Raw genomic sequence first — 12,783 nt, 5'->3', positions numbered from 1 at the left:
TAGAGGGGGACAAACTCATGAAGCAACAGCCGGTTAATATCCAAGATCAGTTTTTAAATCAGTTACGAAAAGAAAATATTCCAGTAACCGTATTCCTGTTAAATGGATTTCAGCTTCGAGGACATGTAAAGAGCTTTGATAACTTTACTGTCATTCTTGATACGGATGGAAAACAGCAGCTTGTTTATAAGCATGCAATCTCCACGTTTTCGCCGCAAAGAAATGTCTCGCTCCAGCAAGATACAAAGTAAGATGAAGTATCATGGTCGACACTCGGCCATGGTACTTTTTTTACCCTCTCATGCACATCTAGGTCCCTATCACGTATCGTGTAGGGAGGAGGCGAGAGTATGGCTAAAGAGCGACTGAAAGGACGTATATCCTTTACGATCGAAAAAGAGAAGCAGGTAAGTAAGGAGCTTGCTTCATTAGCAACGTTTGTAGGTCTAGCTGATATGAAACGATATCTTGAGCGCTTATATGCATCGCTTCAAATAGATAAAGAGCGAACAAATGCAAAGCTACCGGCTTTGACGAAGGCTCGCCACATGATGTTTATTGGAAATCCGGGGACGGGGAAGACCTCAGTCGCTCGGGAGCTTGCTACTATTTTCTACAAAATTGGGTATATAAAAGAGAATAAGCTTATAGAAGTCTCCAGGTCAGATCTAGTCGGGGAGTACGTTGGTCACACTGCGCAAAGAATGAAGCAGTGCGTCACTCAAGCACTAGGTGGCATTTTATTTATTGATGAAGCCTATGCTCTCTCAAGAGGCGGAGAGAAGGATTTTGGGCGCGAGGCTGTCGATACGTTAGTAAAGCTAATGGAGGATTACAAGGATGAGTTAATTGTTATTTTAGCTGGCTACCCAGTTGAGATGGGGCAGCTTCTGCAAACAAACGCTGGGCTCACGTCTCGGATCGGAGAGATCATTCCCTTCGATGACTTTACAAACAAGGAGCTTTATCAGATATTTATGTCACGACTTGACCAAGCCTCTTTAGTGGGCGAAAATATAGAAAGTGTCTTTATGAGAGAGTTAGCTATTCTGCATTCAAAAGATAATTCGATACCAAACGGGCGATTTATCAGATCGCTGTTTGATCATGTCGTGCGCGCTCAATCTGTCAGGTTGCTTCGAGAAGAAAATCGGACAACGAGGGATTTAACACGTATCCTCCCTCAAGATATGAGGCGTGCATTCGCAGACATGGAGTTTAAAAGTAGAAGGGAGCAAGATTATTATCGACAACGTAACCGAACGCACTCATGAGCGCGTCATCTTAGTTGGCGTCATGCGTCAACAGGTAACGGAGGAGGACTTTGCCTATCGCGTGGAGGAGCTAAAAGCTCTTACTAAAACAGCTGGTGGTGAAGTCGTTCTCACAGTTACACAGGCGCTCAATCAACCTAAAACAGCTACTTATATAGGTAAAGGGAAGCTTGAGGAGCTTTCTTTAGCAATCGAAGAAACGGATGCCTCACTTGTTATTTTTAATGATGAGCTAAGTCCCTCTCAGCTTCGTAATATCTCAAATGCATTAGACGTTGCTGTATTAGATCGTACGCAACTTATCTTAGATATATTTGCACAACGAGCAAAATCAAGAGAAGGTATTTTACAGGTAGAGCTTGCACAACTATCCTATACGTTACCTAGATTACGTGGACAAGGTGTCAGTTTATCACGTCTAGGTGGAGGAATAGGAACAAGAGGACCTGGTGAGACAAAGCTGGAAACGGATCAACGTCACATTCGAAGCCGCATGACGGAAATTAAACGACAGCTCGAACAAGTAGCGAAGCATCGCGTTCAATATCGAGAGCGTCGTAAAAAGAATCAGGCGTTCCAAGTGGCGATTGTCGGGTACACGAATGCAGGTAAATCAACGCTATTAAACCGACTAACAGATGCAAATACGCTAGAGGAAGATCAACTGTTTGCAACGCTAGACCCAACAACGAAGCAAATTGCTCTCCCTTCAGGCTTCTCTGTGCTATTAACAGACACCGTTGGATTTATTCAGCAACTACCAACGACGCTCATTGCAGCCTTTCGCTCTACGCTTGAAGAGGTGACAGAAGCAGATTTTCTCGTCCATGTCATTGATGGATCAAATGATGACGCAGACAATCATGAACGATCCGTTTTAAAACTTATTAATGAGCTCGGAGCTTCTGAGATTCCGATGCTTACTATCTTTAATAAGCAGGATAAAATGAAGCCATCGATCGTAGGAGCTAACAAACAAGCTTTTTACATGAGCGCAGTAGATCCCGCTGATCGTCATCGATTTTTAGAACGTCTCGAAAAAGAGGTATCATCCATGTTCTCCCCATACTTTACTCGGGTGCATGCAAAGGACGGGCATATCCTCCACCGATTTAAAACAGAGACGATCTTAAAGTCTCAAAAGTTTTATGAAGAAAAAGAAGTGTACGAGCTGAGTGGCTTTGTAGCAAAGGACTCCTCTATTTACTTCGAATATTTACAAGAAAAAAGCGATCAACCAGAAAGGTGGTGAAGCTGTCATCTAGACAGCTCCCAATGAGTTACCTACAAGAATTAGCAGACACGATTCACGAATCACAGTTAACACCCTTTTTTAAGCGTAGTAAAATTGCGGAAGAAAATCAGCGTCGCGTATTAACGGCCTTCAGAGAAGAAAGTGTTTCGGAATTTCATTTTCAAGCTTCAACTGGCTATGGCTACGATGATGCTGGAAGAGAGACGCTTGAGCGCGTCTATGCAAGAGTATTTGGTACAGAAGAAGCAATCGTCCGTACGCAGCTCATTTCTGGTACACATGCGATTGCAACCGCACTCTTTGGTTTATTACGACCAAAGGAAGAACTCCTTTATGTCACGGGTAAGCCATATGACACGCTAGAAGAAGTTATTGGCATTCGCGGATCAGAACGAGATGGATCTTTAAGAGACTACGGCATTGCTTACCGAGAAGTTGATTTAGTTAATGGGGAGATTGATGTTGAAACGGTCATCCAAACGATTACACCAAAGACAAAGGTCATCGGTATTCAACGTTCGAAGGGGTACGGTGATCGCCCATCTTTAACGATTTCAAAAATCGAGAAAAGTATTAAAGAAATCAAAGAAGCTTATCCGAATGTTCTCGTATTTGTTGATAACTGCTATGGGGAGTTTGTGGAGACGAGAGAGCCAACACACGTTGGAGCAGATGTCATGGCAGGCTCGTTAATTAAAAATCCAGGTGGTGGCATCGCGAAAGCTGGAGGTTACATAGTTGGTTCAAAAGAAATCATTGAAGCATGTGGCGCGAGATTGAGCGCACCAGGGATAGGTTTAGAGGGTGGTGCGACATTAGGCACACTACTCGATATGTTCCAAGGCTTCTTTCTCGCGCCTCATACGGTAAATGAGGCTGTTAAAGGTGCGATCTTTACTTCCGCATATTTAGAAGCGCTCGGAATGACGACGTCTCCAAAAGCGGATGCAGAGCGAACAGATTTAATTCAATCTGTCTCCTTTAAGGATAAAGAGTCGATGATTGCCTTTTGTCAGGCCATCCAATCCTTTTCCCCAGTGGACGCACACGTATTACCGTCTCCTGCACCAATGCCGGGCTACGAGGATGATGTGATTATGGCAGCAGGAACGTTTATTCAAGGTGCAAGCATTGAACTTACTGCAGATGGACCAATACGACCTCCATATACAGCCTACGTGCAAGGTGGATTAACATTCGAGCACATTAAAGTAGCCGTTGTAGGTGCGACGATGCAACTTGAGCAAAAAGGATTATTATAAAGCTTTTTGGAGAAAATACGAGAAATATAAGCATAGTTAGTTTAAAAGCTGGCACAAGGGGTAGGGGAGAGATATCCTGCCCCTTTTACATTGTCAGAAAATTTCCCTGTCAGATTATCTGACAAACATGAACATATGACTACATACTTTCGTTAAGATACAACTATCGCAGCAAAGCAGTTAGAATGTTTAGAGTATACAGGAAATTTGGCTGTAACTGTTGCAGGATAAAGAGAGCCATTTTGGCTCACATTTTGAAGGAGGAGACTATTTGCATGAGTAATTTTACAAAAGACGACATTAAGCGAATGGCGGATGAGGAGAACGTAAAGTTTATCCGTCTACAATTTACGGACCTACTAGGGATTATTAAGAACGTAGAAGTTCCAGTGGATCAGCTAACAAAAGCACTAGACAACTTGATGATGTTCGACGGATCTTCCATCGAAGGTTTCGTACGTATTGAAGAATCGGATATGTACCTATACCCAGATCTTGATACGTGGGTAGTCTTCCCATGGACTCCGGAAAAAGGTAAAGTTGCTCGTCTCATCTGCGACATTTACAATCCAGATGGAACACCTTTCGAAGGTGACCCACGAGGCGTACTTAAAAAGGTATTAAAAGAAGCGAAGGATATGGGCTACTCTGATTTCAATATCGGACCTGAGCCAGAATTCTTCCTATTCAAGAACGACGAAAATGGCGAACCAACTTTAGAGCTAAACGATAAGGGTGGATACTTTGACCTTTCTCCTACAGATCTAGGTGAAAACTGTCGCCGTGACATCGTATTAGAGCTTGAGGACATGGGCTTTGAAATTGAAGCATCTCACCATGAGGTTGCTCCAGGGCAGCATGAAATCGACTTTAAATACGCGGATGCTGTAACAACATGTGATAACATTCAAACGTTTAAGCTAGTTGTTAAGACAATCGCGCGTAAGCACGGTCTTCACGCAACGTTTATGCCTAAGCCATTATTCGGTGTTAACGGAAGCGGAATGCACGCTAACATGTCTCTATTCAAAGAGGGTGGCGTGAACGCATTCTTCGACGAAAACACAGAAAACCAGCTAAGCGAAACAGCTATGAAGTTCCTAGGCGGAATTTTAGAGCACGCTGACGCATTTACAGCTATCACAAACCCAACGGTTAACTCATACAAGCGTCTAGTACCAGGATACGAAGCACCTTGCTACATTGCATGGTCCATGCGTAACCGTTCACCACTAGTTCGTATTCCTTCTTCACGTGGCCTAAGCACACGTATCGAAGTACGTAGCCCAGACCCAGCAGCTAACCCATACCTAGCTATGGCGGCAATGCTTGCGGCTGGTCTTGACGGAATCCGTCGTAACCTAACACCTCCTGCTGAAACAAACCGCAACATCTATGCAATGGATGAAGCAGAGCGCGATGCAGAAGGAATCAAAGCACTTCCAGCTTCTCTTAAGGATGCGATTGACGCACTTCAAAAGAGCGAAACAATCAAAGCATCTCTTGGTAACCATGCAGTAGAACACTTCGTGGAAGCAAAAGAGATCGAGTGGGACATGTTCCGTACGCAGGTGCACCCATGGGAGCGCGAGCAGTATATCCAAACGTATTAATAGTCAGAACCCTCGACACCACTGGTGTTGGGGGTTTTTGTTTGGTTGTTTGGGAAGGATGAAGAGGAGTTAGAGGGGCAAATTTGCGAGTGCTGTTGCAATGGGTTCATACGGTGTTATAATGCGCGCAAACAGGGTGGATGGAGGAGCAAAGAGATAGACGGGACGCTCAAACCAAGTGCCAGAACGTGCAATCAAAAGCCGAAGGTTCGACCGAAATGCCAGACAATGCTTTTTCCTAAGGCAAAGAGATGGTATGATGAGAATCGGATTACATATGAGATAATCAATATTTAAAGGAGAACACTATGAGAAGAAAATTATTATTCATTTTCGCCGTATTAACATGCCTACTCCTATACGTTGCGATCATGAGTGTTTATTCCATCGTTCAGGAATATCAGTTAGATGTAGAAGTGAACGAGGCGTATGACTTTGAGCAGGTATCTACTAGAGAGCTTTCTCCAGGTAATTCAATTACGTTTGGAGATTTTGATATTACGATTTCAGAACAGGCTGTTGAATCATTTAATGAGGAGGCTCGTGCCGAGGTTATTGTCAAGGTAAATGGGATTAATGCGACGAATCCTGCAGTGATAGCAATTGATCCAGATAGTGACAACCGCTATGCTGGCTCACTAGGACTGATTTTCGTTCAGAATAACGAGACGGGAGTAACAAGGCTTGCTATTGCAAAACGTCTTACACCGAACGTGACAGACATAGAGGATCAAGAATGGAAACTTTACTATGCAAACCGTTTTGGTCAATCTCGCGAGGAGACGATCACGTTTGATACGAGAATGACGTCATCCCTTGGCGTTAAAATCATCAATGACTCTAATATCTCGCCGGAGAGCCTTGGATATCAGTCTAATATCGTACAAGGATATCAGCCGTTGTTTTGGCCGCTTTGGATCGTCTTTTATTTAGCCTTTGCTGCCGTGATCTTTGTTATCATGAGAAAATCGTATAAGCCCGTTGAAAAAACGGAAGAAAAGAACGACGAATAAAAACACGGAAAGGAGCCCATCGGGATATCCTTTCCGTGTTTTTTTTAATGGAGGCTACGGAATACACCGATAACCTTCCCTAAAATTTGTACATAATCTAAAATAATCGGCTCAAGCGTCGCATTCTCAGGCTGTAAACGAAAATGCTCTTTTTCTTTGAAGAAACGCTTTACTGTAGCTTCATTTTCTTCCGTCATCGCAACGACGATGTCTCCATTATCTGCGTAGGTTTGCTGTTTAACAACGACGTAGTCCCCGTCAAAAATACCTGCCTCAATCATTGAATCTCCAGAGATCTCTAAAATAAACGAACGCTCATCGTGCACAAAGCTTGCTGGTAAAGGCAAGTATTCGTCTACGTTCTCGATCGCTGTAATCGGGTTACCTGCTGTAACTTTACCAATTACCGGAATGGAGATGTGAGGAGCTTCGTTGAAGTTGTCCCCTTCCGTATTTGTTACTTCGATTGCGCGTGGCTTTGTAGGGTCGCGGCGAATATATCCTTTTTTCTCTAATCTAGCTAAGTGACCATGAACGGTAGAGCTTGAAGCGAGACCTACTGCTTCTCCAATTTCTCTAACGGAAGGTGGATACCCTTTCGCTCGCACTTCGTTCCGAATGAAATCTAAAATAGACTGTTGTCGTGCTGAAAGCTTAGTCAATCATAACACCCCGTTTTCGTAGTAGTTTCGTTCTATCAACATGTGCTAGCACATACGTTGTAAAATCAGTAGCCTTACAAGGTATATTATACCATGAGAACACAGGTTGCGCAAACGTTCGTTCTATATTTCTTGTTGACACGAACAATCGTTCTTAGTACAATCATATACGAACAGGTATTCCGAGAACAAATATTCTAACAGGAGTGATTTTCCGTGAAAACAATTCGTCAGTATGTAGATGGTTCCATCTTTTTAATCGTGATAGCGGTCGGTTTCTTTGCCTTTACTTTCTTTTCTTCTGATTCAAATGACGTGCCATTTTACCCAGCTGAAGAACGAGTTGTTTCTGAAGGAGACTCTCTTTGGACAATAGCACGAACAGCAACGGTAGACTTACCGATAGAAGAAACGATAAACTGGATGAAGCATGAGAATGGACTTGATAACGAAACAATCGTACCAGGTCAAAAAATTCATGTCCCAGTTTCATTGAATGGAGTTGCTTCTGATTGATAGGAATTATTTACGCGAGAGTGAGCACATCTAAAGAGACACAAAAATCTTCCCTTACTCGTCAAGTAGAAGAATTAAAAGCCGCGGCATCAGCTTGGAATATCGATATCGTGGAAGTAATAGAAGAGTCAGAGAGTGGTTACGAAAGTGATCGCAACGGGATTTTACAAGTGCTTGAAACAGTAAAAAGTAGACAAGTAGATGTTATTTTAGTTCAAGATGAGACGCGTTTAGGCCGAGGAAATGCACGAATTGCGTTAATCCATGAATTTAAAAAACTCGGCTGTCACATTTATTCTTTGCAGGATTCAGGTGAACTACAGCTATCCGAGACGGATTCGATGGTGCTTGATATTGTGGCAATTGTAGAAGAATATCAGCGGAAATTACAAAATGCAAAGATTAGACGAGGAATGAAGAAGGCCGTAGCAAAGGGGTATAACCCAGCTAAAAACTTAAAGCGTACTGGATCGAATGATGGTGGCAGAAAGAGAAATGAAGTCCCCCTTGAAGAAATCGTTCGTTTAAGGCAAAATGGCATGACTTTCCATGAAATTGCAGCAATGCTTCGCGGGTTAGGCTTTCAGGCTTCAAAAGCTACTGTGCATCGCCGTTATCAAGAATATCAAGACGATTTAGAAGGACAAGCCTAGATACTTGCAACTGGGCGATATTTTTACTATCATTGACAAAGCATATTCTTTACTGGAGGAATTCATTGTGATTAGTCAAGATAAATTAGCGCGCATCAATGCGCTTGCAAACAAAGCAAAGTCGGAAGGCTTGTCGTTAAAAGAACAGAAGGAACAAAAAGAGCTTCGCCAAGAATATTTAAAAAATGTACGTAGTTCTTTCCGCAACCAGCTTTCTTCTGTGAAAGTGGTGGATGAAGATGGGAACGATGTCACACCATCTAAGTTAAAAGAAGAGAAAAATTCTCGCTTGATGCACTAAGGTGCACGGACACTGTCTAAAGATAGTGTCCTTTTTTGTATGTAGAATTTATCTCAATTAAATATATGAACCTACCTTCAGCACAAAATTCCCCATCATTTTCCTTAAAAAGCCTATAGAATACCAGTTTGATTGCTTCTTTTACTTGAATTACGATAATTTAGCGCCTAAGGTTGTCTAACGAAAAGAGAAGGTATATCATTGTACTAGGCGTTGTGAATACTACTTAGAAGAAAAGAGGTTTTTATTGTATGACAAATGCGATTGATCAACAGGCAATTAGTACAATTCGAACACTATCTATCGATGCAATTGATAAAGCGAACTCCGGACATCCGGGAATGCCGATGGGTGCTGCACCTATGGCGTATAAATTATTCGCTGACCACATGAATCATAATCCACATAATCCAGAGTGGTTTAACAGAGACCGATTCATTCTCTCAGCTGGTCACGGATCCATGCTTTTATATAGCCTTTTACACCTGCATGGCTATGACCTATCTCTTGACGACCTAAAAAACTTTAGACAGTGGGGCAGTAAGACTCCTGGTCACCCTGAGTTTGGTCATACTCCTGGAGTAGAAGCTACAACAGGACCACTTGGGCAAGGTGTAGCGATGTCAGTTGGTTTTGCGATGGCGGAGCGTCATTTAGCTGCTACATATAACCGTGAGGATCACGACATTATTGACCATTACACATACAGCATTTGTGGAGATGGCGATCTAATGGAAGGTGTATCTGCAGAAGCGGCATCACTAGCAGGTCATTTAAAGTTAGGAAAGCTAGTTGTACTTTATGATTCAAATGATATCTCTCTTGATGGAGACCTTCACGAATCGTTTTCTGAAAGCGTAGAAAAGCGTTTTGAAGCATACGGCTGGCAGGTTATTCGTGTAGAAGACGGCAACGACTTAGACGCGATTAATAAAGCGATTGCAGATGCTAAAACAGATGACCGTCCAACATTAATTGAAGTAAAAACAGTTATTGGTTACGGTTCTCCTAACAGAAGTGGTAAGTCAGCTTCACACGGTGCACCACTAGGGAAAGAAGAAACGCTACTTACAAAAGAAGCGTATAAGTGGGTATATGAAGAAGATTTTTACGTATCAGATGAGGTACGTGCTCACTATAAAGAGCTTGCAGAAGAAGGCGCTAACAAGGAGCAAGCTTGGAATCAAGCATTTGAAGCATACAAGGCTGCTTACCCAGAGCTTGCGGCTCAGCTTGAGACAGCAATTAAAGGTGATCTTCCTGAGGGCTACGATTCTGAAGTACCAGTTTACGAAGCAGGAAGCTCATTAGCATCCCGCGCTTCAGGTGGAGAAGTATTAAACGCATTAGCGAAGCAAGTGCCAAGCGTATTTGGTGGATCTGCTGACCTTGCGTCATCGAATAAAACAAACTTAAAAGGCGAAGAGAACTTCTCCCGTGATAATTATGCAGGACGCAATATCTGGTTTGGCGTGCGTGAATTCGCAATGGCTGCTGCAGGTAACGGTATGGCCCTTCACGGCGGCGTGAAGCCTTATGTAGCAACATTCTTTGTATTCTCTGACTACCTACGTCCAGCTATGCGACTATCCGCTCTAATGGGTATCCCTGTGACGTATGTGTTCACTCATGATAGCATCGCAGTTGGTGAAGATGGCCCAACTCACGAGCCAGTTGAGCAATTAGCGGCGATTCGTGCGATTCCTAACATGTCTGTCATTCGTCCAGCTGATGGCAACGAAACAGCTGCAGCGTGGAAGCTAGCGCTTGAGACGAAGGATCAGCCTACAGCACTTGTATTAACTCGTCAAAATCTCCCTACTCTAGAAACAACAGCGGAGAATGGCTACGAGGGTGTGAAGCAAGGTGCTTACGTCGTTTCTGCAGCTACTCAATCAGAAGTAGATGGTCTACTACTTGCTTCTGGTTCTGAAGTATCTTTAGCAGTTGACGCACAACAAGCTCTTGAAAAAGAAGGCATTCACGTGTCTGTTGTAAGTATGCCAAGCTGGGATCGCTTCGAGAAGCAATCTGCTGCATACAAAGAAAGCGTTATTCCTAAGAACGTGAAAGCTCGTCTTGGTATTGAAGTTGGCGCTACTTTGGGCTGGCATAAATACGTTGGAGACGAAGGATCCGTTTTAGGTATCGATACATTCGGTGCTTCTGCTCCTGGTGAAAAGATCATGGAGGAATATGGCTTTACAGTAGAGAACGTGGTAAGCCAGTTCAAGCAGTTACTCCAAAAGTAAAATAGTGTAATAGGAGCTGGGACAAAAGCAATTATTTTGTCCCAGCTTTTTATGTTGTGGGAGGGATAGTACTTATATGTGTTTGACTGCTTTGTAAGTAAAAAATCGCGCAAGTTAAGTACTTGAATGCGTATGTTTGAAGGGGAACTGCGTGAAAAACAGGTTCAATCGCGTGAAAGTAAGGACCAACTGCGTAAGTTAACGAAAACCGCGCAAGTTGAGGCCAGAATTGCGCAAATCTAAAGAGGAACTGCGTAAAAATCAGGTTCAACTGCGTGAAAATAAGACCTGATTGCGTAAGTTAACGAAAACCGCGCAAGTTGAGGCCAGAATTGCGCAAGTTCAAAGAGGAACTGCGTGAAAATCAGGTTAAACTGCGTGAAAATAAGACCTGATTGCGTAAGTTAACGAAAATCGCGCAAGTTAAGGCCCAAATTGCGCACGTTTAAAGAGATACTGCGTGGAATTTAGGGTCAACCGCGTGAAAGTAAGGTCCGATTGCGTAAGTTAAAGTAAACCGCGCAAGTTGAGGCCAGAATTGCGCAAATCTAAAGAGGAACTGCGTAAAAATCAGGTTCAACTGCGTGAAAATAAGACCTGATTGCGTAAGTTAACGAAAATCGCGCAAGTTAAGGCCAGAATTGCGCAAGTTCAAAGAGGAATTGCGTGAAATTTAGGGTTAACCGCGCGAAAGTAAGGACCAACTGCGTAAGTTAACGAAAACCGCGCAAGTTGAGACCAGAACTGCGCAAGATAAAAAACCACGCAACCTAACCGCAGAAATGCACATGCTGATGAAGATACGAGGTAAAAGAAGGCTCCACCACGCAAAAACATCCCACCCTATCAACTTTTCTACTAATACATTGATCTAAACAAGCCTTATATTAATTAAAATCAGGCTCATCCAAGCATCACATCCTTATCAAGATCTCACCAGAAACTCGCTTCCTCTGGCAAAATTCGTCGAAATGTTTTTCTAGAATCGAAGAGGATCTACACAAATTTTGACAATATTTTTCTGAATATACTGTATAATATAGAGACAGAGAGAATGAGAGTAAGGGGGATGGGAATGCGAGAGTATGAGATTTCGTTGCTTTCTGCAAGTGTCGCAAAACGTTACTACCGAATGGAAAACAAGCTTTATCAGCTCTTTTGTGAAAATCGATTAGCGCACGGGACGTTAAAACTAATTACGACGAAACAAATAGAATACATTCGAAAACCGTTTGATCAGCAAGCATTGGATGAATACTTATATTCTCACTTAGTAACTAAAGAAGGCTATTCACATCACGCATTCTTACACCGTCTCTCGTTTACACACGGGGAAGTAACTGTTTATGTTGGACCGGATTCGATGAAGGTACAAGCAACAGGCTCGTTAGATCATGAACTACATATTTTTGATCTACTAGCGAGCTTCGAGCAAACGTTTTTAGCGATTGAGTTTGGACAGGGAAGGTACGGCTGGGTCTCCCGAGAAGTGGTCAAACAGAAAGTCATATAATATTTTTATCCCGACCTTTTCAGCTTGGTCACCTTCGTGTATAATTGTAGGGGTGCAAGTTACATAAAAAGGAGGGTCAAGGCGATGCATTTATGGCTAGCTATACTACTTATCGTCGTCGCTTTATTAGCCGGAATCGCTCTCGGGTTTTTCATTGCTCGAAAGTACATGATGAATTACATGAAAAAGAATCCGCCTATTAACGAAAAAATGTTACGCGTAATGATGATGCAAATGGGTATGAACCCATCACAAAAGAAAATTAATCAAATGATGAAAGCAATGCAGGGACAGCAAGATAAGTAAGCGTCCTCACGCATATAAAGATAGAGCTATCGTTTGTTAATAGTTATGAGAACCACTTTTTTGCCACAAGCAGAGAGGTGGTTTTTGTGTTCTCCATAGCTTTCAGTGAAGCTTCATTCAAACAAATTCATTAAACGTATAGCTTTTCTCATTTGCTTAAAAG

The 12,783-nt window shown here is 42.7% G+C and carries 13 protein-coding genes; 12 read left to right on the top strand and 1 reads right to left on the bottom strand.

Annotated elements, in window-relative coordinates; translation table 11 throughout:
* Positions 1 to 17 precede the first annotated feature (17 nt).
* The 6 genes from hfq (at position 18) to FLK61_RS10345 (ending at position 6,417) form a co-directional block, all read left to right on the top strand.
* A complete protein-coding gene (hfq, locus tag FLK61_RS10370; RefSeq protein WP_176009390.1) occupies positions 18 to 251 on the top strand; it encodes an RNA chaperone Hfq in 234 nt (77 codons plus the stop codon).
* Positions 252 to 350: 99 nt separating this feature from the next.
* Positions 351 to 1,274 (top strand): AAA family ATPase, encoded by a 924-nt coding sequence (locus FLK61_RS10365; protein WP_176009389.1) that lies wholly within the window; start codon positions 351 to 353, stop codon positions 1,272 to 1,274.
* Positions 1,246 to 2,526 carry a GTPase HflX gene (gene hflX / locus FLK61_RS10360; protein ID WP_176011208.1) on the top strand — a complete coding sequence of 427 codons (1,281 nt, stop codon included), beginning with the start codon at positions 1,246 to 1,248 and terminating at the stop codon, positions 2,524 to 2,526. The genes FLK61_RS10365 and hflX overlap by 29 nt, the downstream gene beginning before the upstream one ends.
* Before the next feature lie 23 nt (positions 2,527 to 2,549).
* Positions 2,550 to 3,791 carry a methionine gamma-lyase family protein gene (locus FLK61_RS10355; RefSeq protein ID WP_176009388.1) on the top strand — a complete coding sequence of 414 codons (1,242 nt, stop codon included), beginning with the start codon at positions 2,550 to 2,552 and terminating at the stop codon, positions 3,789 to 3,791.
* Between the two features lie 275 nt (positions 3,792 to 4,066).
* On the top strand, positions 4,067 to 5,404 hold the full coding sequence (glnA, locus tag FLK61_RS10350) for a type I glutamate--ammonia ligase (protein ID WP_176009387.1): 1,338 nt from the start codon (positions 4,067 to 4,069) through the stop codon (positions 5,402 to 5,404).
* Positions 5,405 to 5,712: 308 nt separating this feature from the next.
* On the top strand, positions 5,713 to 6,417 hold the full coding sequence (locus tag FLK61_RS10345) for a hypothetical protein (protein ID WP_176009386.1): 705 nt from the start codon (positions 5,713 to 5,715) through the stop codon (positions 6,415 to 6,417).
* Between the two features lie 44 nt (positions 6,418 to 6,461).
* Here the strand turns inward: FLK61_RS10345 and lexA are convergent, their stop codons facing one another.
* On the bottom strand, positions 6,462 to 7,079 hold the full coding sequence (gene lexA / locus FLK61_RS10340) for a transcriptional repressor LexA (protein WP_176009385.1): 618 nt from the start codon (positions 7,077 to 7,079) through the stop codon (positions 6,462 to 6,464).
* A 216-nt stretch (positions 7,080 to 7,295) separates the two neighbouring features.
* Here lexA and yneA point away from each other — a divergent pair, with 216 nt between their 5' ends.
* The 6 genes from yneA (at position 7,296) to FLK61_RS10310 (ending at position 12,620) form a co-directional block, all read left to right on the top strand.
* On the top strand, positions 7,296 to 7,595 hold the full coding sequence (gene yneA / locus FLK61_RS10335) for a cell division suppressor protein YneA (protein WP_176009384.1): 300 nt from the start codon (positions 7,296 to 7,298) through the stop codon (positions 7,593 to 7,595).
* Positions 7,592 to 8,248, top strand: coding sequence for a YneB family resolvase-like protein (locus FLK61_RS10330; RefSeq protein WP_176009383.1), 657 nt, complete (start codon positions 7,592 to 7,594; stop codon positions 8,246 to 8,248). The genes yneA and FLK61_RS10330 overlap by 4 nt, the downstream gene beginning before the upstream one ends.
* A gap of 67 nt (positions 8,249 to 8,315) precedes the next feature.
* Entirely contained in the window at positions 8,316 to 8,549 is a 234-nt protein-coding gene (locus tag FLK61_RS10325) for a DUF896 domain-containing protein (protein WP_176009382.1), read from the top strand.
* A 251-nt stretch (positions 8,550 to 8,800) separates the two neighbouring features.
* Complete coding sequence (gene tkt, locus FLK61_RS10320) at positions 8,801 to 10,801, top strand: transketolase (RefSeq protein WP_176009381.1); 2,001 nt, start codon at positions 8,801 to 8,803, stop codon at positions 10,799 to 10,801.
* 1,075 nt (positions 10,802 to 11,876) lie between these two features.
* The gene (sirA, locus tag FLK61_RS10315) at positions 11,877 to 12,314 is read left to right on the top strand and encodes a sporulation inhibitor of replication protein SirA (RefSeq protein ID WP_176009380.1); all 438 of its coding nucleotides are present in this window, start codon (positions 11,877 to 11,879) and stop codon (positions 12,312 to 12,314) included.
* A gap of 84 nt (positions 12,315 to 12,398) precedes the next feature.
* Positions 12,399 to 12,620, top strand: a complete 222-nt coding sequence (locus FLK61_RS10310) for a YneF family protein (RefSeq protein ID WP_176009379.1) — start codon at positions 12,399 to 12,401, stop codon at positions 12,618 to 12,620.
* Positions 12,621 to 12,783: the final 163 nt, after the last annotated feature.

This window comes from Paenalkalicoccus suaedae, from assembly GCF_006965545.2.
GTDB lineage: Bacteria > Bacillota > Bacilli > Bacillales > Salisediminibacteriaceae > Paenalkalicoccus > Paenalkalicoccus suaedae.
The sequence above is the reverse complement of the archived record's forward strand: the minus strand, read 5'-3'. Positions and strand labels throughout refer to the sequence as shown.

Coding starts and splice junctions, on each gene's coding strand:
- FLK61_RS10355 (WP_176009388.1), top strand. CDS start 2,550: ATGAGTTACCTACAAGAATTAGCAGACACGATTCACGAATCACAGTTA.
- FLK61_RS10345 (WP_176009386.1), top strand. CDS start 5,713: ATGAGAAGAAAATTATTATTCATTTTCGCCGTATTAACATGCCTACTC.
- glnA (WP_176009387.1), top strand. CDS start 4,067: ATGAGTAATTTTACAAAAGACGACATTAAGCGAATGGCGGATGAGGAG.
- FLK61_RS10310 (WP_176009379.1), top strand. CDS start 12,399: ATGCATTTATGGCTAGCTATACTACTTATCGTCGTCGCTTTATTAGCC.
- hfq (WP_176009390.1), top strand. CDS start 18: ATGAAGCAACAGCCGGTTAATATCCAAGATCAGTTTTTAAATCAGTTA.
- tkt (WP_176009381.1), top strand. CDS start 8,801: ATGACAAATGCGATTGATCAACAGGCAATTAGTACAATTCGAACACTA.
- FLK61_RS10365 (WP_176009389.1), top strand. CDS start 351: ATGGCTAAAGAGCGACTGAAAGGACGTATATCCTTTACGATCGAAAAA.
- sirA (WP_176009380.1), top strand. CDS start 11,877: ATGCGAGAGTATGAGATTTCGTTGCTTTCTGCAAGTGTCGCAAAACGT.